The organism is Micromonospora sp. DT231 (assembly GCF_049847025.1).
Classification (GTDB): Bacteria; Actinomycetota; Actinomycetes; order Mycobacteriales; family Micromonosporaceae; genus Micromonospora.
In genome coordinates this window covers 87,125-110,257 of record NZ_JBNCNO010000010.1, presented here as the reverse complement: position 1 = coordinate 110,257, position 23,133 = coordinate 87,125, and the positions used below count along the sequence as shown (strand labels likewise).

24 protein-coding genes are annotated in these 23,133 nt (G+C 71.0%); 14 read left to right on the top strand and 10 right to left on the bottom strand.

All coding sequences use genetic code 11. The features are described from left to right. Positions 1 to 53: 53 nt before the first annotated feature. From ACPXBU_RS24140 to ACPXBU_RS24125, 4 genes are all read left to right on the top strand, one after another. Positions 54 to 1,847, top strand: a complete 1,794-nt coding sequence (locus tag ACPXBU_RS24140) for a RelA/SpoT family protein (RefSeq protein ID WP_393364526.1) — start codon at positions 54 to 56, stop codon at positions 1,845 to 1,847. Between the two features lie 52 nt (positions 1,848 to 1,899). Then, positions 1,900 to 2,442, top strand: a complete 543-nt coding sequence (locus ACPXBU_RS24135) for an NUDIX hydrolase (protein ID WP_393363559.1) — start codon at positions 1,900 to 1,902, stop codon at positions 2,440 to 2,442. Beyond that, positions 2,439 to 3,308: a nucleotidyltransferase family protein gene (locus ACPXBU_RS24130; RefSeq protein ID WP_425759781.1), complete on the top strand. Its 870-nt coding sequence runs from the start codon at positions 2,439 to 2,441 to the stop codon at positions 3,306 to 3,308. Before ACPXBU_RS24135 ends, ACPXBU_RS24130 begins: the two co-directional genes overlap by 4 nt. Positions 3,309 to 3,393: 85 nt before the next feature. Further along, positions 3,394 to 3,681: an Lrp/AsnC family transcriptional regulator gene (locus ACPXBU_RS24125; RefSeq protein WP_355033408.1), complete on the top strand. Its 288-nt coding sequence runs from the start codon at positions 3,394 to 3,396 to the stop codon at positions 3,679 to 3,681. A 62-nt stretch (positions 3,682 to 3,743) separates the two neighbouring features. On the opposite strand, the gene ACPXBU_RS24120 is transcribed toward ACPXBU_RS24125, so the two are convergent. From ACPXBU_RS24120 to ACPXBU_RS24100, 5 genes are all read right to left on the bottom strand, one after another. Further along, on the bottom strand, positions 3,744 to 4,430 hold the full coding sequence (locus ACPXBU_RS24120) for a DUF4142 domain-containing protein (RefSeq protein ID WP_425759780.1): 687 nt from the start codon (positions 4,428 to 4,430) through the stop codon (positions 3,744 to 3,746). A 194-nt stretch (positions 4,431 to 4,624) separates the two neighbouring features. Next, on the bottom strand, positions 4,625 to 6,256 hold the full coding sequence (locus ACPXBU_RS24115; RefSeq protein WP_425759779.1) for a cytochrome b N-terminal domain-containing protein: 1,632 nt from the start codon (positions 6,254 to 6,256) through the stop codon (positions 4,625 to 4,627). Beyond that, the gene (locus tag ACPXBU_RS24110; RefSeq protein WP_393363570.1) at positions 6,253 to 7,347 is read right to left on the bottom strand and encodes a cytochrome bc1 complex Rieske iron-sulfur subunit; all 1,095 of its coding nucleotides are present in this window, start codon (positions 7,345 to 7,347) and stop codon (positions 6,253 to 6,255) included. Before ACPXBU_RS24110 ends, ACPXBU_RS24115 begins: the two co-directional genes overlap by 4 nt. Before the next feature lie 64 nt (positions 7,348 to 7,411). After that, on the bottom strand, positions 7,412 to 8,248 hold the full coding sequence (locus tag ACPXBU_RS24105; RefSeq protein ID WP_425759778.1) for a cytochrome c: 837 nt from the start codon (positions 8,246 to 8,248) through the stop codon (positions 7,412 to 7,414). A gap of 70 nt (positions 8,249 to 8,318) precedes the next feature. Continuing rightward, on the bottom strand, positions 8,319 to 8,918 hold the full coding sequence (locus ACPXBU_RS24100; protein WP_357245119.1) for an aa3-type cytochrome oxidase subunit III: 600 nt from the start codon (positions 8,916 to 8,918) through the stop codon (positions 8,319 to 8,321). Between the two features lie 108 nt (positions 8,919 to 9,026). Between ACPXBU_RS24100 and ACPXBU_RS24095 the strand changes: the two genes are divergently transcribed. The 4 genes from ACPXBU_RS24095 to ACPXBU_RS24080 all read left to right on the top strand — a co-directional run bounded on the left by ACPXBU_RS24095 (position 9,027) and on the right by ACPXBU_RS24080 (position 12,377). Further along, on the top strand, positions 9,027 to 9,947 hold the full coding sequence (locus ACPXBU_RS24095; RefSeq protein ID WP_425759777.1) for a cytochrome c oxidase assembly protein: 921 nt from the start codon (positions 9,027 to 9,029) through the stop codon (positions 9,945 to 9,947). A 186-nt stretch (positions 9,948 to 10,133) separates the two neighbouring features. Continuing rightward, the gene (locus ACPXBU_RS24090; protein ID WP_425759775.1) at positions 10,134 to 10,529 is read left to right on the top strand and encodes a hypothetical protein; all 396 of its coding nucleotides are present in this window, start codon (positions 10,134 to 10,136) and stop codon (positions 10,527 to 10,529) included. Between the two features lie 90 nt (positions 10,530 to 10,619). Beyond that, positions 10,620 to 11,681 carry an anthranilate phosphoribosyltransferase gene (gene trpD, locus ACPXBU_RS24085; protein WP_425759774.1) on the top strand — a complete coding sequence of 354 codons (1,062 nt, stop codon included), beginning with the start codon at positions 10,620 to 10,622 and terminating at the stop codon, positions 11,679 to 11,681. 489 nt (positions 11,682 to 12,170) lie between these two features. Next, positions 12,171 to 12,377: a hypothetical protein gene (locus ACPXBU_RS24080; protein WP_393363585.1), complete on the top strand. Its 207-nt coding sequence runs from the start codon at positions 12,171 to 12,173 to the stop codon at positions 12,375 to 12,377. A 149-nt stretch (positions 12,378 to 12,526) separates the two neighbouring features. Here ACPXBU_RS24080 and ACPXBU_RS24075 read toward each other — a convergent pair whose 3' ends face one another. Then, the gene (locus ACPXBU_RS24075) at positions 12,527 to 12,952 is read right to left on the bottom strand and encodes a cytochrome c oxidase subunit 4 (protein ID WP_393363587.1); all 426 of its coding nucleotides are present in this window, start codon (positions 12,950 to 12,952) and stop codon (positions 12,527 to 12,529) included. Positions 12,953 to 12,961: 9 nt separating this feature from the next. Then, positions 12,962 to 13,933: an aa3-type cytochrome oxidase subunit II gene (gene coxB / locus ACPXBU_RS24070; RefSeq protein WP_357245111.1), complete on the bottom strand. Its 972-nt coding sequence runs from the start codon at positions 13,931 to 13,933 to the stop codon at positions 12,962 to 12,964. Positions 13,934 to 14,164: 231 nt separating this feature from the next. On the opposite strand from coxB, the gene ACPXBU_RS24065 reads away from it, so the two are divergent. Both ACPXBU_RS24065 and ACPXBU_RS24060 read left to right on the top strand, forming a co-directional pair. Further along, positions 14,165 to 15,316 carry a cysteine desulfurase family protein gene (locus ACPXBU_RS24065; RefSeq protein WP_425759773.1) on the top strand — a complete coding sequence of 384 codons (1,152 nt, stop codon included), beginning with the start codon at positions 14,165 to 14,167 and terminating at the stop codon, positions 15,314 to 15,316. Next, positions 15,313 to 15,546: a sulfurtransferase TusA family protein gene (locus ACPXBU_RS24060; protein WP_393363593.1), complete on the top strand. Its 234-nt coding sequence runs from the start codon at positions 15,313 to 15,315 to the stop codon at positions 15,544 to 15,546. Before ACPXBU_RS24065 ends, ACPXBU_RS24060 begins: the two co-directional genes overlap by 4 nt. Positions 15,547 to 15,729: 183 nt before the next feature. On the opposite strand, the gene ACPXBU_RS24055 is transcribed toward ACPXBU_RS24060, so the two are convergent. The 3 genes from ACPXBU_RS24055 to ACPXBU_RS24045 all read right to left on the bottom strand — a co-directional run bounded on the left by ACPXBU_RS24055 (position 15,730) and on the right by ACPXBU_RS24045 (position 18,566). Further along, positions 15,730 to 16,710, bottom strand: coding sequence for a carbohydrate kinase family protein (locus ACPXBU_RS24055; RefSeq protein ID WP_357374154.1), 981 nt, complete (start codon positions 16,708 to 16,710; stop codon positions 15,730 to 15,732). A gap of 178 nt (positions 16,711 to 16,888) precedes the next feature. After that, positions 16,889 to 17,257 carry an iron-sulfur cluster insertion protein ErpA gene (gene erpA / locus ACPXBU_RS24050; RefSeq protein ID WP_007463211.1) on the bottom strand — a complete coding sequence of 123 codons (369 nt, stop codon included), beginning with the start codon at positions 17,255 to 17,257 and terminating at the stop codon, positions 16,889 to 16,891. A gap of 169 nt (positions 17,258 to 17,426) precedes the next feature. Then, a complete protein-coding gene (locus ACPXBU_RS24045) occupies positions 17,427 to 18,566 on the bottom strand; it encodes a glycerate kinase (RefSeq protein ID WP_425759772.1) in 1,140 nt (379 codons plus the stop codon). Positions 18,567 to 18,634: 68 nt separating this feature from the next. Here ACPXBU_RS24045 and nadA point away from each other — a divergent pair, with 68 nt between their 5' ends. The 4 genes from nadA (at position 18,635) to ACPXBU_RS24025 (ending at position 22,860) form a co-directional block, all read left to right on the top strand. Beyond that, positions 18,635 to 19,834: a quinolinate synthase NadA gene (gene nadA / locus ACPXBU_RS24040; RefSeq protein WP_425759771.1), complete on the top strand. Its 1,200-nt coding sequence runs from the start codon at positions 18,635 to 18,637 to the stop codon at positions 19,832 to 19,834. 212 nt (positions 19,835 to 20,046) lie between these two features. Next, the gene (murA, locus tag ACPXBU_RS24035; protein WP_393363602.1) at positions 20,047 to 21,402 is read left to right on the top strand and encodes a UDP-N-acetylglucosamine 1-carboxyvinyltransferase; all 1,356 of its coding nucleotides are present in this window, start codon (positions 20,047 to 20,049) and stop codon (positions 21,400 to 21,402) included. Between the two features lie 113 nt (positions 21,403 to 21,515). Beyond that, the gene (locus tag ACPXBU_RS24030) at positions 21,516 to 22,109 is read left to right on the top strand and encodes a DUF3043 domain-containing protein (protein WP_425759770.1); all 594 of its coding nucleotides are present in this window, start codon (positions 21,516 to 21,518) and stop codon (positions 22,107 to 22,109) included. A gap of 190 nt (positions 22,110 to 22,299) precedes the next feature. Then, positions 22,300 to 22,860 (top strand): helix-turn-helix domain-containing protein, encoded by a 561-nt coding sequence (locus ACPXBU_RS24025; RefSeq protein ID WP_425759769.1) that lies wholly within the window; start codon positions 22,300 to 22,302, stop codon positions 22,858 to 22,860. Positions 22,861 to 23,133 lie beyond the last annotated feature (273 nt).

Here is a 23,133-nt window from a genome sequence, read left to right as displayed (position 1 = left end):
GCTCCCGCCGCCGGCTCCCGGCGCCGTGGAGCCGGGGTGAGGAGGTGTCCCTCGTGGACGTCGACGCCGGACACGGCGCCGCCCTGGGGGGCGCCCTGCCGACACAGCCGGGTGAGCTGCCGCTCGCCCGCCGACTGCGCTCGCTGCTCAGCTGGCCGACCACCGACTCCGACCCGGTCACCCAACTGGTGCGCACCCACCGGAGCATCCACGCCGGCACCGATCCCGCGGTGCTGCGACGTGCGTACACGATCGCGGAAAACATGCACCGCGGGCAGTTCCGCAAGAGCGGTGAGCCGTACATCACCCATCCGCTCGCGGTGGCGCAGATCTGCGCCGAGCTGGGGATGGACACCACCACCCTGGTCGCGGCGTTGCTGCACGACACCGTGGAGGACACCCGCTACACCCTCCAGGCGCTCTCCGAGGACTTCGGTGGTGAGGTGGCCCACCTGGTCGACGGGGTGACCAAGTTCGACAAGGCGTTCTACGGCAAGGCCGCCGAGGCGGAGACGATCCGCAAGATGATCGTGGCGGCGGCCAAGGACGTCCGGGTGTTGATCATCAAACTGGCCGACCGGCTGCACAACATGCGCACCCTCGGGGTGCGCTCGGCGTCGTCGCGCGAGCGCATCGCCCGCAAGACCCAGGAGGTGCTGGTCCCGCTCTGCGACCGGCTGGGCATCCAGACGCTCAAGCGCGAGCTGGACGACGTGGTGCTGCTGCACCTGGAGCCCGACGAGCACGCCCGGCTGGCCCGGCACGTGCACGACCGGCCGGGCTGGGACGCGTACCTCGACGCGGTGGTCACCCGCGCCCGGGTCGCGCTGAAGCGCAGCCGGGTCGACGCCCTCGTGAGCCCTCGCCCCCGGCACCTCTACTCGATCTGGAAGGACACCATCGCCGGCGGCCACACCGCCCCGTTCGACCTGCCCCGCATCGTGGTGGTGGTCGACGGCCCGCCCACCGACTGTTACGCCGCGCTGGGCGCGATCCACGGCACCTGGCGACCCATCCCCGGGCGCTTCAAGGACTTCATCGCCTCACCGAAGAACAACCTCTACCGTTCGCTGCACACGAGCATCTGCGGCCCGCAGGACCGCACGGTCGAGGTGTTGATCCGCACCGAGGAGATGCACCGCTCCGCCGAGTACGGCATCGCGGCCGACTTCCGCTTCCCACAGTCGGGGCGCGGCAGCGCGGCGGCCCGCGCCGAGCAGTTGGACTGGCTGCGCCGGGTGCTCGACTGGGAGCCGGACGCCGCCGACCCGGCGCAGTTCCTCGAGTCGTTGCGCTGCGACCTCGCCGAGGGCCAGATCCAGGTCTTCGCCGAGGGGCGGCAGGTCGTGCTGCCGGGTGGCGCCACCCCTGTCGACCTCGCGTACGAGCTGGGCAACGAGCGGGGCGACCACTGTCTCGCGGCGCGGATCAACGGTCGGCTGGCTCCGCTGAGTTCGGAGCTGGACGAGGGCGACGTGGTGGAGATCTTCACCGAGAACGACGGCGACAACGGGTTCGAGGCCGGCGTCGCCTCGCGTGGTCCCCGCCGCGAGTGGTTGAGCTTCGTCAAGTCGCCACACGCGCAGATGCAGATCAACAGGTGGTTCGCCGAGCACACCGAGCCGGGCATCACGATCAGCGACAAGGTCCGTCTCGGTCGGGCCACCATCGGGCTCACCCTGCGTCAGCACAACCGGGGCCTCGCCAGCGACCTGCCGTTGTTGCGTCTCTCCGAGGAGTTGGGCTATCCCGACCTGGAGACCCTGCTGGTCGCGGTCTTCGACCGGGTCATCGAACCGGACACCGTGGTACGCCAGCTCATCGACCTGGTCGACCATCGACAGTGACCGGGCCGCCCCAGCGCGTCCGAAGGGCATTCGCGACCACTAGCCTGGGGTCATGATCCCCCGTTCCCGCGCCACCGGTCGGGCCATCTTCTACCAGGCCTTCTACCGGCTGCCGCTGCCGGTGCGTCGGCGCCTGGTCAAGCTGGCGATGCCGAAGTACATCGTCGGTGCGGTCACCCTGGTCCGCGATTCCGAGGCGCCGGGCGCGGGACGACTGCTGATGCTGCGTCAGCCCCCCGGCAAGGGCTGGTCGCTGCCCGCCGGCCTGCTGGACCGCGGCGAGGCCCCGGTGGTGGGCGCGGCCCGCGAGCTGTTCGAGGAATCCGGCGTCCGGCTTCCCCCGTCCCGGCTACGTCCGGCGGTGCCGAACGCGATCGTGCACGCCAAGGGCTGGGTGGACGTGGTCTTCGAGGCGGAGGTGCCGGCGTCCGGCACCGAGCTGGCGGTCGACGGCGGGGAGGTCCTCGAGGCCGCGTGGCACCCGCTGGACGACCTGCCCAAGCTGACCTGGCCGACCGCCCGGCTGCTCGCCTACTACGACATCGGGCCGCTGGCCGGGCAGTTCCCGCCCCCCATCCCCGACGACCTGCCATGACCGCGACGGCGGCCGTGCCGGCGGAGTTGTGCGCGGTGGTGCTCGCCGCCGGCGAGGGCACCCGGTTGCGCCCGCTCACCGAACGGGTACCCAAGGCGCTCTGCCCGGTGGGCAACGTCCCGCTGCTGGATCGGGCGTTGGCCCGGGTCGCGGGGCTCGGCCTGGTCGGCCCGGCCCGGGTCGCGGTGAACGCCTGCTATCTCGGTGACCAGGTGGTCGCCCACGTCGGTGACCGCGCACACCTGTCCGTCGAGCCCGGCGAGCCGCTGGGCACCGCGGGTGGGGTGGCCAACCTGCGGGACTGGATCGACGGGCGGCCGGTGCTGGTCGGCAACGCCGACGCGTACCTCGCCGACCCGGCCGCGACGCCGGGCCCGGACGTGGCCGCCCTGCTCGACGGGTGGGACGGCCACACCGTACGCCTGCTCGGTCAGCCCGCCGCGGACCCGGCGGCGCCGGGCACCTTCGCCGGGCACAGCTTCACCGGCTTCTCGCTGTTGCCCTGGCGGCTCGTCCGGGACCTGCCGGTCGTCTTCTCGGACCTGGTCCGCGCCGTCTGGCGTCCGGCCGAGGCGGCGGGTGCGCTGGAGGTGGTGCCCTACCCGGGCACCTTCTACGACACCGGCACCCCGGCCGACTACCTGGCAGCCAACCTGCACGCCGCGAACGGCGGCGCCCTCGTCGACAGGTCCGCCACGGTGACCGGTCGCTGCGTGGAGTCGGTGGTCGGCGCGGGCGCGCGGGTGGACGGCGACGTGTTCCGTACGGTGGTGTGGCCGGGTGCTGTCGTGCCGGACGGCGAGCGGCTGCGCGGCGTGATCCGGGCCGGGGACGGAAGCACCGTCGCGGCCACCGCGCCCGGCTGAGCGGCCCGGACGACGGGGGCAGGACGCCGGGCCACCCGGAAACATCTAGCATGGGCGACGACGCCGACGAACGGAGAGATGTCCCGTGATCACCGCCATCGTGCTGATCGACTGTGCCACCGACGCGATCCCCGAGGTGGCGGAGACACTGGCCAGCCTCTCCGGGGTCAGCGAGGTCTACTCGGTGGCCGGGCACGTCGACCTCATCGCCATCGTCCGGGTCCGCGAGTTCGACCAGATCGCCCAGGTCATCGCCGGCAGCATCTCCAAGGTGCCGGGCGTGCTCAACACCGAGTCGCACATCGCGTTCCGGGCGTACTCCCAGCACGACCTGGAGGAGGCGTTCGCGATCGGCCTCTCCAGCGCCGACTGACAAGCACACGCACGGCGGCCGGTCCACCCCTGCGGGTGGACCGGCCGTCTGCTGTCGCTACGTCAGCTCACGCTGGGAGCCGGCGTTTCGGTGCCGCCACCCGGAGCCGGGGCCTCGGTGCTACCACCCGGAGCCGGCGACTCGGTGCCGGTGCCACCCGGAGCCGGGGACTCGGTGCCAGTGCCACCCGGGCTGGGCGTACCGCTGGCGCTGGTCTGCGGAACCGGGATGCCCAGCTTGTTGGCGAGCTGCACCAGCTCGTCATAGTGCGCCTGCAGCGTCGGCAGGGCCGTCTGGGCCAACTGGACCACCGACTGCTCGGAGCCCTGCGAGATCTCCGTCTGGGTGGCCTGGATGGCCTGGACGTGCCCGGCCAGCTCGCTCGTCACCCAGAGCCGGTCGAACTCCGCGCCGCTGGCGTTGTTCAGCTTGGCGATGACCGCCTGCTGATCGGCGCTGGGCTCGTTCGGCAGTTCCACCCCGAGCTGGGACGCGGTCTGCTGCACCGTCTGGTCCAGCTGGGTGTGGTCGGTCTTCAGCATCGCGCCCAGGTCCTTGACCCCCTGGTCCTGACCCTTCTGCTGAGCCAGGTCACCGGCGGTGATCTCGAACAGGTTGACCTGGTGTACCGCCTGCAGGTACTGGGTGTCCTGCGTCGACGGCTGTGCCGCGGCCTGCGCGGCCGCAGCCGGCGCGACCCCGACCAGTACCAGCGCGGCCAACAGGCCGAGGCGTTTGAGACCCAACATGCTTCCCCCCCTTGAGACGTTGGACCGCACGGATACCCGGCTCACCGGGGTTATTCCTGCGATCGCCCGTCGCGCGGGGTCGACCGGTCCCGCCACGGCCGTCCGACTCCTGGCCGGATGGGCGGTGGGGTACCCATACGACGTGGCGCCCGCCGGGATCCGGCGGGCGCCACGTGACAGTGCGTTCGGGCTGGTCAGCGGCGGTTGTCGCCGCTGGTGATCTCCTCGCGTTCCGGCCGGGGTTCGACCGGCGGGTGCCCCGGCGAGACCGGCGCCTCGACCGGCTTCTCGATCGGGTAGAAGAAGCCCCGGATGGCCGGGCCGAGTGCCCCGAGCCGGTTCATCTTCTTCGGTACGACCCAGCCGACGTACTCCAGCTCGCCGTGGCCGTCCGCGTGCCCGTTCGACGCGCTGAGCGGCTGGTGCACCTCGACGAACCGACCGTCCGGCATACGCCGGATGATGCCGGTCTCCACGCCGTGCGCGAGCACCTCCCGGTCGTGCTGCTGCAGGCCCAGGCAGAGGCGGTACGTCACGTAGTACGCCAGCGGCGGGACCACCAGCAGACCGATCCGGCCCGCCCAGGTCATCGCGTTCAAACTGATCTGGAACTTGTCGGCGATCACGTCGTTGCCGCCGGAGAGCGTCAGCACGACGTAGAACGACACGGCCATGGCGCCCACCGCGGTCCGCGCCGGTGCGTCGCGGGGCCGCTGGAGCAGGTTGTGGTTCTTGCGGTCCTTGAGCTGTCGAGCTTCCAGGAACGGGTACATCGTCGACAGGCCCACCAGGATGCCGGGCAGCACGACCGTCGGCCAGAACAGCGGCGGGATCACGTACCCGTCACCGATCGGGATCGGGATCTCCCACGCCGGCATGAGGCGGGTCGACCCGTCGAGGAACATGACGTACCAGTCGGGCTGGCTGGCGGCGGAGACCACCCACGCCTCGTACGGGCCGAACAACCAGATCGGGTTGATCTGGAACAGACCGCCCATCAGCGCGATGACGCCGAAGACGACCATGAAGAAGCCGCCCTGCTTCAGCGCGTAGCGCGGGAACATGCGCTCGCCGACCACGTTGTTGTTGGTCCGGCCGGGGCCGGGCCACTGGGTGTGCTTCTGCTTGAAGACCAGGCCGAGGTGGACGCTGATCAGCGCCACCAGCAGACCGGGGATGAGCAGCACGTGGGCGATGAAGAACCGGCTGATGATGATCGTGCCCGGGAACTCGCCACCGAAGATCGACGAGGTGACCCAGGAACCGATCACCGGGATGGACAGCATGATCGCCGAGGCGATCCGCAGACCGGTGCCGGACAGGCCGTCGTCCGGCAGCGAGTAGCCGGTGAAGCCGGCCAGGAAGCCGACCCAGAACAGCAGCGAACCGATGATCCAGTTGGTCTCGCGCGGCTTGCGGAAGGCGCCGGTGAAGAACACCCGCAGCATGTGCACGACGATCGCGGCCATGAACAGCAGCGCCGCCCAGTGGTGCATCTGCCGCATCACCAGACCACCGCGGACGTCGAACGACAGGTCCAGGCTGGAGGCGTACGCGGCGGACATCGGCGTGCCCTGCAACGGCGCGAAGCTGCCGTCGTAGACCACCTCGGTCATCGCCGGCTCGTAGAAGAACGTGAGGAACACACCGGTCAGCAGCAGCACGACGAACGAGAACAGCGCGATCTCGCCGAGCAGGAAGGACCAGTGGTCCGGGAAGACCTTGTTCAGCAGTTTGCGCAGCGGGGTGGCCACCTGGAAGCGGTCGTCCACTCCCACCGCGGCCTTGCCCGGCGTCGCCGCAAGGTCAAACTTTCGACGCTTCATGGCCGCTCCCAGAAATCAGGCCCGACGGTCTCAGTGTAGTCGGACTTCGCGACGAAGAAGCCCTCGGAGTCCACCTCGATCGGCAGCTGCGGCAGCCGCCGGCTGGCGGGGCCGAAGACGGGCCGGGCGTTATCGGTGATCAGGAACTGGGACTGGTGGCACGGGCAGAGCAGCCGGTTGGTCTGCTGCTCGTAGAGGCTCGCCGGGCAGCCCGCGTGCGTGCACACCTTGGAGAACGCGGCGTAGTTGCCCCACATGTAGTCGCCGTGCTTGATGTCCGGCCGGGAGTTGGCCTCCCGGGACTTCTGGGCGTCGGAGTCGCGCAGGTGGATCAGCAGCGTCGGGGAGTCGGCGTGGATGTTGCTCACCCCGTGCTCGATGCCGGGGAAGACGGTGATCTGGCCACCGACGCTGACGTCCGCCGGGCGTACCGGGCGGCCGTCCTCGCGGACCAGCCGGATCTTCTGCCCGCCCTCGCCCGGGGCGAACCCGGTGGTGAACATCTGGTTGTTCTTGTGCGGCTGGGAGATCAGACCGCCGACCAGCGGCGCCGCCGCGACCGCGGCGACCGGCGCGAGACCGGCCAGCAGCGAGATGCCGAGCAGCGGGCGACGCTTCACACCCAACTCGTCGGCCATGTAGAGCATGGTCTGGCCGGTGATGGTGCGGCCCTCGGAATCGACCTGTCCCTCGTGCCGGTCCTGGATCGAGACCTCCTTGGGCAGCAACTTCTTGCCCCAGGTCAGGATGCCGAAGCCGACGGCGAGCAGCGCGATGCCGAGGGTGGCGCCGAGCAGCGGCGTGTACCACTTGTCGCCGCCACGGCCCGGCTCGTACTGCCAGGGCCACCAGATGTAGATGGCCAGGAACGCGGTCGCGGCCAGGCCGGTGATCAGGAAGAACCCGGCGACCACACGGGTCAGCCGGCGCTCCGCCTTGGTGCCCGGCAGCACCTGTGGCTCGTAGTGGACGATCTCGATGTCGTCCCGACGCGCGCCCTCGCGAACGATGTCGAACCGGGTCAGCTTGGGGTCGTTCACGTCGAGCGGCTCCTGGCCCTGCGGGGCCTGGTGCTCGGTGTGGGTGCTCATGCCGTCACCTCGCTACGGGTGGCGCCGAGCGGCACCACAGCACTGAATCGGACGATCCGCTCGGTCACGACTTGCCCGCAATCCACAGGCTGGCGAAGACGAGCGCCACGATGCCAACCAGGAAGATCGCCAGGCCCTCGGTGGAGGGGCCGTACCGCCCGAGGTTGAACCCGCCCTGGTCCTGGTCGTGCTTCAGCGTCTCCTGGATGTAGGCGATGATGTTCGCCTTCTGCTCCGGAGTGATCTGGTTGTCGCCGAAGACCGGCATGTTCTGCGGGCCGCTCAGCATGGCCGCGTAGATCTGGCGGTCGGTGGCGGGGTGCAGGCTCGGGGCGAACTTGCCCGAGGAGAGCGCGCCGCCGCCGCCGCCGAACGCGTGGCACTGGGAGCAGTTGATCCGGAACAGCTCACCGCCGGCCGCGATGTTGCCGTCCTCGCCGAGCTTCTCGCCCGCGGGGACGACCGGGCCGCCACCGAGCTCCTGGATGTACTCAGCGAGCTGACGGACCTGGTCGTCGGTGAAGACGGGGGGCTTGCGGTGCGCCTGGGCCTCCTGGCGGGCCAGCGGCATCCGCCCGGAGCTGACCTGGAACTCGACCGAGGCCGCGCCGACGCCGATCAGGCTCGGACCGCGACCCTCGACACCCTGGGCGTTGCGGCCGTGACAGGTCACACAGCTCACGTCGAACAGCGCCTTGCCCTCGGCGGCGCTGGCGGTCAGCTGCGGGTTGTCCTGCGCCTGGGCACCGGGCGCGAAGACGGTGTAGGCACCGCCGGCGAGCATCAGCGCGGCGATCAGCCGGACCGCGGCGCCCAGCCGGCGGCGGCCCCTGCTGCGCGCGACGGGCCGCTCACGCAACCGCGCGAGCAGACCGCGTCGGCGGTCGTTGTCAGAAGTCATGAGCGGTGTCCTTAACCGGTTGGACCTGTCTCAGGGGACGGAGCAGCAGCACGGAACGTGACGCGCAAGATCACTGAAGCCAGTAGATCATGCCGTACAGCCCGATCCACACGACGTCGACGAAGTGCCAGTAGTACGACACGACGATCGCCGAGGTCGCCTGCGCCGGAGTGAACCGGCCCATGGTCGTACGGACCATGAAGATGATGAAGGCGATCAGACCGCCGGTCACGTGCAGGCCGTGGAAGCCGGTGGTCAGGTAGAACACCGACCCGTACCCGTCTCCGTTGATCTTGATGCCGTCCTCGACCAGGTGCCGGTACTCGTTCAGCTGGCCGAGCACGAAGATCAGGCCCATCACGAAGGTGACGGTGAACCAGCGCCGAAGCGCGTGCACGTCGCCCTTCTCCGCCGCGAAGACGCCGAGCTGGCACGTCACGGAGGACAGCACCAGGATCACCGTGAAGGTGGTCGCGTACGGAATGTTCAGCGCCTCGGTGTGCTTCTCCCACTGCTCCGGCGCAGCCGCGCGGATCGAGAAGTACATCGCGAAGAGCGCCGCGAAGAACATGAGTTCGCTGGAGAGCCACACGATCGTCCCGACGCTGACCATGTTCGGTCGGGTCAGAGAGTGGATCCGGCTCTTGTCAATGGCTGGGGCCGCAGTCACGCCGTCATTATTGCCCCTGACCGGGGCCGGCGATCAGCGGGGTGGCAAACCTGCGCCTTCCGTGGCCCGACCGTCGGCGTCCGGTTCGCCTGGCCTAGCCTGAAAAGCGTGCTGCACGTCGATCCGATCTTCGCCGCCACCTCGGCCCCGCCGCCGTTCACCGTCGGCGCGGTGCTCACCGAGACCCGGCTGGACAGCTGGCTGGCCCTCGGCCTGGTGCTCGCCGCCGGCCTCTACCTCTACGGGGTGCACCGCCTGCGCGTGCGTGGCGACCGCTGGCCGGTCGTCCGTACCGTGTTCTTCCTCGGCCCCGGCCTGGGCGGCATCGCGCTGGTGACGGTCAGCGGGCTGCACGCGTACGACACGGCGCTGCTGTCCGTGCACATGATCCAGCACATGGTGCTGTCCATGGTGGCGCCGATCTTCCTGGCGCTGGGCGCGCCGATGACCCTGGCCCTGCGCACGCTGCCGGTCGGGCCGCGCAGGCGCCTGCTGGCGATCGTGCACAGCCGCGTCGCCCGGGTCTACAGCTTCCCGCTTGTGGCGTTCGCCATCTTCGTGGTCAACCCGTTCGTGTTGTACTTCAGCGACCTGTACCGCTTCACCCTCGAACACGCCTGGGCGCACGAGCTGGTGCACGCGCACTTCATCATGACCGGCTGCGTGTTCTTCTGGCCGCTGCTCGGCCTCGACCCGCTTCCCGGGCGCTGGCCGTACCCGGCGCGTGCGCTCCTGATGCTGCTGTCGGTGCCGTTCCACACGGTGCTCGGCCTCACGATCATGCAGAGCACCACACTCTTCGGCGGCGACTGGTACCCGTCTCTCAACCTGAGCTGGTCCGACCCCCGGGCGGACCAGGTGGTCGCCGGCGGCATCCTCTGGGCCGGCGGTGAGTTCGTCAGTGTGACGATGCTCGCGGTGCTCGTGGTGCAGTGGGTCAAGCAGTCCGAGCGGGAGGCCCGCCGGGTCGACCGCGAGCTGGACCGCCAGGAGGCCCGCGAACGCGCCGCCGACGCCGCGCCCGCCTGAGCTGCCCGGACGGTACGCCCCGATCGGTGCCGCCGGGCGGGATGTCGGCTACGTCACGCGGACCGGTACGATCGGCGGGCAGCTACGAGGTGGGAGCCAGTCCAGCATGAGTGAGCGCAGCGAACGAATCATCGGGCTCAGTGCGATGGTGCCTCATGACGGCACGGAGCGAAGCGGAGTGCCGGCATGAGCGACCGTCTTTGCACAGTCCTGCTCTACAGCGACGACCCGCAGGTCCGTGACCGGATGCGGATGGCCGTCGGCACCCGACCGGCGCCCGGCCTGAAGATCGAGTTCGTCGACGCGTCGACCTACGCGGAGACCATCCGGCTCGTCGACGACTACGAGATCGACCTGCTGCTGCTCGACGGTGAGGCGAGCCCGGGTGGCGGCATCGGCATCGCCCGGCAGGTCAAGGACGACCGGGACGACGCTCCCCCGACCTGCCTGGTGATCGCCCGCGCCGCCGACCGATGGCTCGCCGCGTACGCCGAGGTCGACGCCACGCTCGTGCACCCGCTCGACCCGGTGACCACCGGCGGCACGGTGGCCGAGCTGCTGCGGGCGCACGCACCCGCCTGACGTCCCCCAGCGATCCGCCACCGTCACGGCGTCGGATCCGCCGACGCCCGTTCCAGCCCACGCGCACCTCGCACGCTCGGGAGGCCCACCATGGGTGATCGGACCTGGCCGCACCTGCTCACCTCGCTGCTCCGGGGCGAGGAGCTGTCCACCGCCGACACCGCCTGGGCGATGGACGAGATCATGACCGGTTCGGCGAGCCCGGCGCGGATCGCGGCCTTCGCCATCGCGCTGCGGGCCAAGGGCGAGACCCCGGCCGAGCTGGCCGGTCTCGTCGAGGCGATGCTGGGGCGCGCGGTGCCGGTGGTGCTTCCCGAGGAGGTACGCCGCACCGCGATCGACGTGGTCGGCACCGGCGGTGACCTCGCCCACACGGTCAACATCTCCACGATGACCGCGCTCGTGGTCGCGGGCACGGGCGTACGCGTGGTCAAGCACGGCAACCGGGCCGCCTCCTCCCTGTGCGGCACGGCCGACCTGCTGGAGTTCCTCGGCATCCCGCTGGACCTCGGCCCCGAACAGGTGGCCCGCTGCGTCGAGGAGGCGGGCATCGGCTTCTGCTTCGCGGCCCGGTTCCACCCCGGCATGCGGCACGGCGGCCCGGTCCGCCGCGAGGTGGGGGTGCCCACCTTCTTCAACTTCCTCGGCCCGCTGACCAACCCGGCCCGCCCCCGTTCCGGCGCGGTCGGCTGCTTCGACGCCCGGATGGCCCCGGTGATGGCCAGCGTGTTCGCCGCCCGCGGCGACTCGGCGATCGTGATGCGCGGCGAGGACGGCCTGGACGAGTTCACCACCGCCGCACCGACCCGCGTCTGGGCGGCCCAGGACGGCACCGTACGCGAGGCCGTGCTGGACGCAACGGACCTGGGGGTACCCCGATCCACCCTCCAGGACCTGCGGGGCGGTGACGCCGCGTACAACGCCGCGGTGGCCCAACGCCTGCTGGCCGGCGAGACGGGTCCGGTCCGGGACGCGGTGCTGGTAAACGCCGCCGCCGCGCTGGCCACCCAGGGTCCGCTCGACGGCGACCTGACCGAGGCGCTGTGCGCGGGCATGAACCGCGCGGCCGAGTCGATCGACTCGGGCGCGGCCGCCGCGACCCTGGACCGCTGGATCAAGACGGCCGTCGCCCTCGGGCCGACGCCCGCCTGACCGACGCGCCGCCACGCCGCCACCCCGACGCGCTCCCGCCCCGACGCGCCCTCACCCCGACGCGCTGACCGCAGGCCTCGGCCGCCGACGCGCCGCCCTCCGACTCACCGCCCGCCGCTCTCCGGTCCTTGATCGACTCGGGGTCCTTGAATCCGTGGTTTCTGACGGCCGCCCGAGCCTTGATCGACTCAAGATCCTTGAACCGGTGGTGTCCGACGGCCCTGGATACCGCGAGCTCAATGGTGTCGAGTGGATCACGCGGTCCAGCTGCGGCCGAGCCCTGCGCCCAGTTCGGGCGTTGGCCTGCGTCCAACCCTGCGGCGGGGGCCTGCCGCGAGGGCGGCGGCGAGCCTGTGCCGGCCTCCGGGGCGGCGCTGGACGGAGATTTGTCGGACCCGCGTGGAAAACTACAGGCGAGTGGTTCTCCGCTTCCGTTGTGCGTCGTTGTCGCATCCGGGGCGGTTCACCTGGAGTGAGAAGGAGACACCCGTGTCGCACCGCGAGCTCTACTGCGATGTCTGCGAGGACGTGACGCCGTTCGAGGTGCCGCTCTGCGTCGACGGCCACGACACCGACTGTCCCGAGCTGATCTGCACCGGCTGCGGCGCCGCCGTGGTGACCGCCACGTTCACCTTCCCGGTCACCCTGCTGGCCGATCACCGACGCCACCGGCCCACCCACCGCCACGCCGCCTGAAGCTCACCGCCCCGCCGGCACCCGCACCGTCCGAAGCACGCCACGACGAGGGCCCGCACCGCCCGAAGCGCACCACGACGAGGGCCCGCATCCCAGTGGGATGCGGGCCCTCGTGGCGTACGGGTCGGTCGCGACGGCGACCGGGTGGATCAGTGCTCGGCGGTGCGCCGGGTGCCGCTGTAGTACTCGAACAGCAGCCCGCAGGCGGAGAAGACGACCGCCAACAGACCGGCGCCGATCAGCCAGTACTGCCAGAACACCATGCCGAGCGCGGCGATCGCGGCGGACAGCGCCAGACCGAACGGCCAGTAGCTGCCCGGGCTGAAGAAGCCGACCTCACCGGCGCCGTCGGCGATCTCGGCGTCCGGACGGTCCTCGGGGCGCAGGTCGATGCGACGGGAGACGAACCAGAAGAAGCCACCGCACATCGAGCAGAGCAGGAACGACAGCAACAGGGCGACGGTGCCCACCCACTCGACGCCGCCGGACGCGCCGTTGGTCCAGGCGCCGTAGAGGATGGTGGCACCGAAGAGGAACCCGGCGATGACCAGGAAGATACGCCACTCGGTCTTCATGCGGCTGCCTCAGCTTCCCGTGCGGGCCGGAACTTTGTCCGGGTTGAAGTTGTCCTGCGTCCGCCGGGTGTCGAACGGCTGCGTGGTCTCCGCGTACGGCTGCTCGCCGATCTGGGTCAGCGCGTCCTGGGTCGACTTGCCGCTCTGCTTGGCAGCGAGGAACTGGTCGTACTTCTCCGGCGAGACGACCCGCAGTTCGAAGTTCATGAACGCGTGGTAGCTGCCGCACAGTTCGGCGCAGCGCCCGACGTATGCGCCCTCGGCGTCCAGACTGGAGACCTCGAACACGTTACGGATCTTGCCCGGCATGACGTCCCGCTTGAACAGCAACTCCGGCACCCAGAACGAGTGGATGACGTCGCGGCTGGTCTCCTCGAAGCGGATGGACCGGCCGGTCGGCAGCACCAGCACCGGGATGACCTCGCTGGTGCCGAGCGTCGACGCGGTGGTGCGGGCCTCCGTGCCCTGGCCGTCGCGGTAGTTGAACTGCCAGTTCCACTTGAAGGCGACGACCTCGACCGTGACGTCCGGGTTCTTCGACAGCTTGTCGACGTCGGTCTGCACGATCGCCGTGTAGTAGAAGAGCACGGAGACGATCAGGATCGGCGCGATGGTGTAGAGGAACTCCATCGGCAGGTTGTAGCGGGTCTGCACCGGCAGCGCGTTGCCACGCTTGCGGTAGCGCACGACGCACCAGAAGATCAGGCCCCACACGAAGACGCCGACCGCGAGCGCGGCGATGCAGGAGGCGATCCACAGGTCGTACATCCGCTTGGACTCCGGCGAGATGCCACCCTGCGGCCAACCGAAGCCGTCAAACGCCTGACCCACATCACAGCCCGTGAGCAGGATCAGCAGCGCGACGCCACTGAGACCGAGCCCGGCCAACCGACCAGCACCACGCCCCCGGCGTCCACCGACCCCTGGCGAAGCGCTGTGCCGTACGGCCGACGGCCGTACCTCCGAACTCCTTGCGACCACCTGGTCCTGCCTCCCTAGCGCGCCGCGGTGCGTCTTTCCTCAGCACCGGCGGCAAAGGCGTCACCGACGGTCGCAGATTACTCGACCATGACGGACTCAACAGTGGTGGGGTCACTGTCCGCCCCCCATTGGGGGGATGATGGGCATACCGCCGCGATAGCCTGTCGATTTGTGAGCGCGAGGAGCGAGCCGGGGTCGCGAGCCCCGCAATCGCGAACAAAAGGCGGATCTGTGAGCGCATCCCCGGTCTACCTGGACGCGGCGACCGCCGCGCCGATGCATCCGGTCGCGCGGCAGGCGCTGCTGGCCGCCTTCGACGACGGCTGGGCCGACCCGGGCAAGCTCTACGCCCAGGCCCGCAGGGCACGACAGCTGCTCGACGCCGCCCGCGAGGCCACCGCGCTGACGCTCGGCGTCCGCCCGGACGAGGTGTCCTTCACCCCCAGCGGTACGACCGCGGCCCACGGTGCGGTGCTCGGCGGCCTGGCGGCCCGGCGCCGGGTCGGGTCGACGCTTGTGCACTCGGCGATCGAACATTCGGCGGTGCTGCACGCGGCGGAGCGGCACGAGGCGGCGGGCGGGACCGCGACCGGCGTGCCGGTCGACCGGTCGGGCCGGCTGGACCTGCCCGCGTGGTCGGCCGCCGTTCGCGCCCCCGGGGTCGCGCTGGCCGCACTGATCACCGCCAGTCACGAGGTGGGGACCGTGCAACCGGTCGCCGAGGCGGCCGCCGCCTGCGCCGAGGTGGGGGTGCCGCTCTACGTGGACGCCGCGCAGTCGGTCGGTCGGGTGCCCCTGCCGACCGGTTGGTCGGTGCTCAGCGCGAGCGCCCACAAGTGGGGCGGTCCTCCCGGGGTGGGGGTGCTGGCGGTGCGCAAGGGCACCCGCTGGGAGTCACCCTGGCCGGCCGACGAGCGGGAGGGTGGGCGTACCCCCGGGGTGGTGAACCTGCCGGCGGTGGTGGCGGCGGCGGCGAGCCTGCGGGCGGCGGCGGCGGACGCGGCGGCCGAGGCGACCCGGCTGGCCGCGCTCGTGGACCGGATCCGGGCGCGGGTCGCGGTGGAGGTGCCCGACGTGGAGGTGGTCGGCGACCCGGTGCGCCGACTCCCCCACCTGGTCACCTTCTCGTGCCTGTACGTCGACGGGGAGGCGCTGCTGCACGCGCTGGACCGGCGGGGCTTCGCCGTGTCGTCCGGTTCGTCCTGCACGTCGTCCACGTTGCGGCCGTCGCACGTGCTGGAGGCGATGGGGGTGCTCTCGCACGGCAACGTGCGGGTCAGCCTGCATCGGGAGACGACCGAGGCGGACGTCGAACGGTTCCTCGGCGAGTTGCCCGGGATCGTCGCCGAGTTGCGCGCCGAGGCTGGGGTGGTGGGGCTGTGACGATGCCGGACGAGGTGATCGACTGTCGGGGGCAGCGTTGCCCGCTGCCCGTGATCGCGGCGGCCCGGCGGCTGCCGCAGGTGCCGGTCGGCACGGTGGTCCGGGTGCTCGCCGACGACCCGGCGGCGGCGGTCGACATCCCCGCCTGGTGCCGGATGCGCGGCCAGGACTTCCTCGGCTCGGTGGACGGACCCGAAGGCCCCGCCTACGACGTCCGCCGCCTCCACTAACCCCACCCCACCCCACGGCCCCAACCCCACCCCGTTCCGCCCCGCCCCGCCCCGCCCCGTTCCGCCCCGCGATCTTGCACTTTCTGTGCCGACAAAAGGCGCAAAAGCCGCGATACGGCAACACAAAGTGCAAGATCGCCGAGGGCGGGGCGGGCGCGGGACGGGCGCGGGTGGGTGGGGCTGTTAGGCCGGGAGGAGGTGGGGGCGGATCTCGTCGGCCGCCTCGTCGCCGTAGGACTCGGCCAGGCGCTTGACGAACAGGTCGCGGCGGACGTCGTACTCCTGGGTCCCGACGGTTTCCAGGACGAGCGTGGCCAGCAGCGAGCCGACCTGGGCGGCCCGCTCCAGGCCGACCCCCCAGGAGAGCGCGGTGAAGAACCCGGCCCGGAAGCCGTCACCGACCCCGGTCGGGTCGACCGCCCGGATCTCCCGCGCGATCGGCACGTGGATCGGGTCGATGCCCCGGCCGGCGATCTCCACACCGTGCTTGCCCAGCGTGGTGACCCGCACCTTGACCAGGTCCAGCAGTTGGTCGTCGCTCAGCTTCGCCTTGCTCTGCAACAGCGACTTCTCGTAGTCGTTGGTCATCAGGTAGTCGGCGCCTTCGATGAGCGCCACCACGTCCTCGCCGGGCATCCGGGCGAGCTGCTGCGACGGGTCGGCGGCGAACGCGTACCCGCGGGTGCGGCACTCGGCCGAGTGCCGCAGCATCGCCTCGGGGTCGTTGGCACCGACCAGCACCAGGTCCAGTCCGCCGACCCGGTCGGCGACCGGAGCGAGCTCGATGTTGCGGGCCTCGCTCATCGCGCCGGCGTAGAACGACGCGATCTGACACATGTCGGTGTCGGTGGTGCAGACGAACCGGGAGGTGTGCGCCACCTCGCTGACGTGCACGGAGTCGCAGTCGACGCCGTGGCGCTCCAGCCAGGAGCGGTAGTCGGCGAAGTCCGCCCCCACCGCGCCGAGCAGCACCGGACGCAGGCCGAGCTGGCCCATGCCGAAGGAGATGTTCGCGGCCACACCGCCGCGACGGAGCACCAGATCGTCAACCAGGAACGAGAGGGACACCTTGTGCAGCTGATCGGCGATGAGCTGGTCGGCGAAGCGACCGGGGAAGCTCATCAGGTGATCGGTGGCGATCGAGCCGGTCACGGCGATCTTCATGTCAACCCTCGGGGTCGGGAGCAGGGCGCGGTCAGCCTACCGGCCCGGCAACCTGACGGTGTCCTGTCGGTCGGACATCGGTAACCGGCACGCCACCGGCTTCGGGACCGCTCCCAGTGACCACGACGGCGGGGCCGCCCCGAAGGACGGCCCCGCCGATGATGCTGTGTGGTGTGACTCAGTTGAACGAGTCACCGCAGGCGCACGAGTTGCCCGCGTTGGGGTTGTCGATGGTGAAGCCCTGGGCGTCGATCCGGTCGGCGAAGTCGATCGTCGCGCCGGACAGGTACGGGGCGCTCATCCGGTCGACGACGACCTCGACACCGCCGAAGTCGGTGACGACATCACCGTCGAGCGAACGCTCGTCGAAGAAGAGCTGGTACCGCAGGCCGGAGCAGCCGCCCGGCTGCACGGCGACGCGAAGCCGCAGGTCGTCGCGGCCCTCCTGCTCGATCAGGGCCTTGACCTTCTGCGCCGCGACGTCGGTGAGGACGACGGAAGTAGGGGCCTGGGCCTCGGTCGACTCGGTCTGCGCTGGCGTGGTCACGTGGAAGTCTCCCTGCGCGGTGTGGGTCCGGACGCACTGGCCAACGCCGTGCGTCGTCCAGTCATTCCCGGTTGTGGTCCGCTTCCGATCGTACGCCGCCTCGGCCGAACCCACCCGCGTGGCGTGATCGCCGCCGCAGGTCCGCCCCGGTGGTGGGTGGTCGGCGGCCTCAGCGGCTCCACTGCCGGGCCAGCCGGACGCCCAGTTCGCGCAGCCCCTCGGCGGGCCGGCTCAGGGCGGCCCCGAGCCCTCCGCGCTCCTCGCCGCCGAAGTGCTCGACCAGGCTGTACGCGTCGGTCACCCCGGCCGAGGCGGCTTCCCGTCGGCCGGTGCTCACCTGCCCGGCCACCACCACGCAGGGGACTCCCCGGTCGCGGGCGGCGCCGGCCACCCCGGCGACGACCTTGCCGCGCAGCGACTGGTGGTCGAACGAACCCTCACCGGTGATCACCAGGTCGACGCTGTCGAGCGCGTCGTCCAGTCGGGTGGCCCGGGTGACCATGCCGATGCCCGACTCGCAGCCGCCGCCCAGGGCGAGGATGGCCGCGCCGATGCCACCGGCGGCCCCGCCCCCGGGCACCGTGCCGAGCCCGGCCGGGCAGCCGGCCAGATCCCGCTCCAGCACCTTCGCGAAACGTGCCAGCGCGGCGTCGAGCAGCAGCACGTCGGCACGGTCGGCGCCCTTCTGCGGACCGAACACGTTGCTCGCGCCGTGCAGGCCGAGCAGCGGGTTGTCCACGTCGGTGGCCGCGACCAGCCGGACGCCACGCAGCCGGGGTACGCCGTCGAGGGCGTCGACCAGGGCCAACGCCGCCCCGCCGTAGGGCAGCGCGGCGCCGCCCGAATCGAGCGGGGTCACGCCCAGCGCGGTGAGCATTCCGGCTCCCGCGTCGTTGGTGGCGGAGCCGCCCAGCCCGATCACCACCGTCCGCGCGCCGCTCTCCACCGCGGCGGCCACCAGCAGACCCAGCCCGTACGAGGTGGTGGTCTTCGGGTCCCGTTCGGCGGTGCCGAGCAGATGCAGCCCGCAGGCCTGTGCGCTCTCCAGGTAGGCGGTCGCGCCGTCGGCGGTGAGCAGGATCTCACCGGCGGCCGGCCGGCCCAGCGGGTCGACGGTCGCCACCGGCACCCGCCGGCCGCCGAGGGCGTCGGCGAGCACCTCCACGAAGCCGGGCCCACCATCGGAGAGGGGCCGGATCAGCAGTTCGTCGCCGTCGGTGACGGTGCGCCACCCGTCGGCCACCGCGGCGGCCACCTCCGGTGCGGACAGGGTGCCGGCGAACTTGTCCGGACAGAGCAGCACGCGCATGCCGAGCAGTGTGGCAGCCCACACCGAGCGGAGCTGCGCCGCGCTCCTGCTGTGGGACCATGGGCTACGTGACTTCGACCTGGCTGGAACCCTCCAACACCGCGACGGCCCTGCTGCTGCTCGGCCGGGGCAGCGACCCCGACACCGAACGCGGCGTCGAGTGTCCGGGCGACCTGCCGGCGCCCAGCGACCCGGACCTGGTGGCCCGCGCCACCGCCGCGAAGGCGAAGCTGGGCAGCAAGGTCTTCGTGCTGGGGCACCACTACCAGCGCGACGAGGTGATCCAGTTCGCCGACGTGACGGGCGACTCGTTCAAGCTGGCCCGGGAGGCCGCGGCCCGTCCGGACGCGGAGTACATCGTCTTCTGCGGCGTGCACTTCATGGCCGAGAGCGCCGACATCCTCACCACCGACGCCCAGCGGGTGATCCTGCCCGACCTGGCGGCGGGCTGCTCGATGGCGGACATGGCGGTCCTGGGCCAGGTCGAGGCCGCCTGGGACACGCTTACCGAGCTGGGGATCGCCGGCGAGACCGTGCCGGTGACGTACATGAACTCGTCGGCCGACATCAAGGGCTTCGTCGGCCGCAACGGCGGCGTGGTCTGCACCTCGTCCAACGCCAAGCGCGCCCTGGACTGGGCGTTCGAGCAGGGGTCGAAGGTGCTCTTCCTGCCCGATCAGCACCTGGGCCGCAACACGGCGGTGCTGGAGATGGGCCTGTCGCTCGACGACTGCGTGCTCTACGACCCGCACAAGCCCGGTGGCGGGCTCACCCCGGAGCAGCTGCGCGACGCCAAGATGATCCTCTGGCGGGGGCACTGCTCGGTGCACGGCCGGTTCACCCTCGACAGCGTCAACGACGTCCGCGAGCGGGTGCCGGGCGTCAACGTGCTGGTCCACCCGGAGTGCCGGCACGAGGTCGTCACCGCCGCCGACTACGTGGGCTCCACCGAATACATCATCAAGGCCGTCGAGGCGGCTCCGGCCGGTTCGGCGTGGGCGCTCGGCACCGAGCTGAACCTGGTGCGCCGGCTCGCGCTGGCCCACCCGGACAAGCAGATCATGTTCCTGGACAAGGCCGTCTGCTACTGCTCGACGATGAACCGGATCGATCTGCCACACCTGGTCTGGGCTCTCGAAGAGCTGGTCGCGGGCCGGGTCGTCAACCAGATCACGGTGGACGCGGACACCGCGCACCACGCCCGGGTCGCGTTGGACCAGATGCTCGCCCTGCCCGGCGCGGACACCCCACCGCCGTCGGCGTCCTGATCACGATCCGTAGTGCTCTTGGTACGCAAAAGCGCCGGATCACCGATTAATGCCACACACGCCGATGTGACCGAGTCCTTTTTCGTCACCGAGGGCTATGCTGCCGGGGCGACGACATACGCGGGCCGTTTCACCTTGGCCGCATCCGGGGTAGCGACAACGTTCAGGCTCCCCACAAACAACACGGCAGCACTGACGCGCTGGAGGTTGCGTTGACCGACGACGTCCTGGTCGTACACGGAGGCACTCCGCTCGAAGGGCGGATCCGCGTGCGCGGCGCGAAGAACCTGGTATCGAAGGCGATGGTCGCCGCGCTGCTCGGCGACAGTCCGAGCCGGCTGTACGACGTGCCGAAGATCCGCGACGTCGAGGTGGTCCGGGGCCTGCTCGGTCTGCACGGTGTCAAGGTCACCGACGGCGCCGAGGACGGCGAGCTCGTCTTCGACCCGGCGAACGTGGAGAGCGCCAGCACCGATCAGATCAACGTGCACGCCGGTTCCAGCCGGATCCCGATCCTGTTCTGCGGCCCGCTGCTGCACCGGCTGGGGCACGCGTTCATCCCGGACCTGGGCGGCTGCCACATCGGCCCGCGCCCGATCGACTTCCACCTGCAGGCGCTGCGCGAGTTCGGCGCCACGGTCGAGAAGCGGCCGGAGGGTCTGCACCTGTCCGCGCCGAACGGCCTGCACGGCACCAAGTTCGCCCTGCCGTACCCGAGCGTCGGCGCCACCGAGCAGGTGCTGCTGACCGCGGTCATGGCCGAGGGCGTCACCGAGCTGCGCAACGCCGCGGTGGAGCCGGAGATCATCGACCTGATCTGCATCCTGCAGAAGATGGGCGCGATCATCAAGGTCCACACCGACCGGGTGATCGAGATCCAGGGTGTGCCGAAGCTGCACGGTTACACCCACCGGCCGATCCCGGACCGGATCGAGGCGGCGAGCTGGGCGGCCGCCGCCCTGGCCACCCGTGGTCACGTCGAGGTGCTCGGCGCGCAGCAGGCCGACATGATGACCTTCCTCAACATCTTCCGCTCGGTCGGTGGCGAGTACGAGGTCACCGACGCGCGTGCGCCGAAGCTGGGCGACCCGGGCCAGGAGGGCGGCATCCGCTTCTGGCACCCAGGCGGTGAGCTGAACGCGGTGGCGCTGGAGACCGACGTGCACCCCGGGTTCATGACCGACTGGCAGCAGCCGCTGGTCGTGGCGCTCACCCAGGCCCGTGGCCTGTCGATCGTCCACGAGACGGTCTACGAGCAGCGGTTGGGCTACACCGAGGCGCTGAACTCGATGGGCGCCAACATCCAGGTCTACCGGGACTGCCTCGGCGGCACCCCGTGCCGCTTCGGCCGGCGCAACTTCAAGCACTCCGCGGTGATCGCCGGGCCGAGCAAGCTGCACGCCGCCGACCTGGTCATCCCTGACCTGCGGGCCGGTTTCAGCCACCTGATCGCGGCGCTCGCGGCCGAGGGCACCTCCCGGGTGTACGGCGTCGACCTGATCAACCGGGGCTACGAGGACTTCGAGGCGAAGCTCGCCGACCTGGGCGCGCACGCCGAGCGTCCGTAACCCGGGTCACCAATCGTTCGGCTACGACGGCTCCAGGTCGCGCTGCGACCTGGAGCCGTCGGCCGCTGTACCGCGATGTGCGGCGGGCGCGGGTCGTTGGCTACCCTTGCCGCGTGCCGTCGCTCTTTCGCCGCAAGTCCACCGACCTCGTCGACGAGGCCGTCTCCTCGGTGACCCCCGAGGAGACCGCCGAGCGTTCCCGGGGTTACACCCCGGCCAAGGGTCGGGAGACGCCGAAACGGCCGACCGTGGGTCGCCGCCCGGCCGGCCCCACTCGCCCCCTCACCAAGGAGGAGGAGCGGGAGCGTCGTCGCCAACTGCGCGCCGAGGCCGCGTCGGAGTTCCGCCGTGAGGGCGGCCCCCGCGACCGCGGCCCGGAGCGGCTGCTGGCCCGTAACGTGGTCGACTCCCGGCGTACCGTCGGCACCTGGTTCTTCGGCGGCGCGCTGATCGTGCTGATCGGGTCGAACGCGGCCATGCCGCCACTGGTTCGGTTGATCTCCAACGTCCTCTGGGGCGCGCTGGCCCTGGGCGTGGTCGTCGACTCGGTGCTGATCTGCCGCAAGATCAGCAAGTTGGTCCGGGAGCGCTTCCCGAAGACCGACCAGCGGATGGGCTCGCTCTACCTCTACGCGGTCATGCGCTCGATCACCTTCCGACGGATGCGCGCCCCGGGCCCGCAGGTCAACCTCGGCGACAAGGTCTGACGCCGACTCCCCCACACCATCGCGAAACCGCTGTCCCCGGCATCCCCGGAGGCAGCGGTTTCGCCGTTGCTGGGCGGGTCGGGGCAAGCACGTCCGAGCAGGCACTGTTCGTTGTACCGTACGCAGGGTTCATGCTGCTGAACGCCGCTGCTGTTCGCGACGACGAACGCCGAACCGAGGGAGCGAACGCGTGCCTCCGGAACCGGCCGCCCCGCTGGCCACCATCGCCGCAGCCCTGCGCCGGGAGCGGGAACGGGTGGGCGTCTCGCTGACCGAGCTCGCCCGCCGGGCGGGAGTCGCCAAGTCCACCCTCTCCCAGCTGGAGTCGGGCACCGGCAACCCGAGCGTGGAGACGCTCTGGGCGCTGGCGGTGGCGCTCGGCGTGCCGCTCAGCCGGCTTGTGGAACCCGCCGACGACGCCGTCCGGGTGATCCGGGCCGGGGACGGACCCCGGGTGCGCTCCGAGCAGGCCGACTTCGCCGGCACGCTGCTCAGCGCCGGGCCGGCACACCTGCGGCGGGACGTCTACCTGATCGAGTTGGAGCCGGGCGCGGCCCGAGCGGCGGACGGGCACAGCCCGCGCAGCGTCGAACACGTGGTGGTGGCCGCCGGCCGGTTACGCGTCGGCCCCGAGACGGCCCCGGTCGAGCTCGGGCCCGGTGACTACGCGGCGTTTCCCGGCGATGCTCCGCACCGCTACGAGGCGCTCGCTCCCGGCACGTTCGCCGTCCTCATCCTGGAGCATCCCTGAGCGGGGGGCGACGATCAGCCCGAGCCAGCCGGCCGTCGAATGCGGTAGGGTCGGGGATCAGATTCGGTTATAGGCCCAAATGTCCGAAACCATGGGGATAACGTTTGCGCCCGTGGGCGGTGCCACAGTGGCGGTGAGCGAGCCCGCGCCGTTACCCTCCATCCGCAGCCACGGCCGGTCGGCGCGGGCGACCTGACCGGCACGCGAGGCCCCAGCACGACAATTTGCAACGAGGTGACAACGCCGTGAGCGAGCGGACGCGAGCCGGCCACC

Coding starts and splice junctions, on each gene's coding strand:
- ACPXBU_RS24135 (WP_393363559.1), top strand. CDS start 1,900: ATGATCCCCCGTTCCCGCGCCACCGGTCGGGCCATCTTCTACCAGGCC.
- ACPXBU_RS24130 (WP_425759781.1), top strand. CDS start 2,439: ATGACCGCGACGGCGGCCGTGCCGGCGGAGTTGTGCGCGGTGGTGCTC.
- ACPXBU_RS24120 (WP_425759780.1), bottom strand. CDS start 4,430: ATGTTGGGTCTCAAACGCCTCGGCCTGTTGGCCGCGCTGGTACTGGTC.
- ACPXBU_RS24115 (WP_425759779.1), bottom strand. CDS start 6,256: ATGAAGCGTCGAAAGTTTGACCTTGCGGCGACGCCGGGCAAGGCCGCG.
- ACPXBU_RS24110 (WP_393363570.1), bottom strand. CDS start 7,347: ATGAGCACCCACACCGAGCACCAGGCCCCGCAGGGCCAGGAGCCGCTC.
- ACPXBU_RS24105 (WP_425759778.1), bottom strand. CDS start 8,248: ATGACTTCTGACAACGACCGCCGACGCGGTCTGCTCGCGCGGTTGCGT.
- ACPXBU_RS24090 (WP_425759775.1), top strand. CDS start 10,134: ATGAGCGACCGTCTTTGCACAGTCCTGCTCTACAGCGACGACCCGCAG.
- trpD (WP_425759774.1), top strand. CDS start 10,620: ATGGGTGATCGGACCTGGCCGCACCTGCTCACCTCGCTGCTCCGGGGC.
- ACPXBU_RS24075 (WP_393363587.1), bottom strand. CDS start 12,952: ATGAAGACCGAGTGGCGTATCTTCCTGGTCATCGCCGGGTTCCTCTTC.
- ACPXBU_RS24055 (WP_357374154.1), bottom strand. CDS start 16,710: ATGAAGATCGCCGTGACCGGCTCGATCGCCACCGATCACCTGATGAGC.
- ACPXBU_RS24045 (WP_425759772.1), bottom strand. CDS start 18,566: ATGCGCGTGCTGCTCTGTCCGGACAAGTTCGCCGGCACCCTGTCCGCA.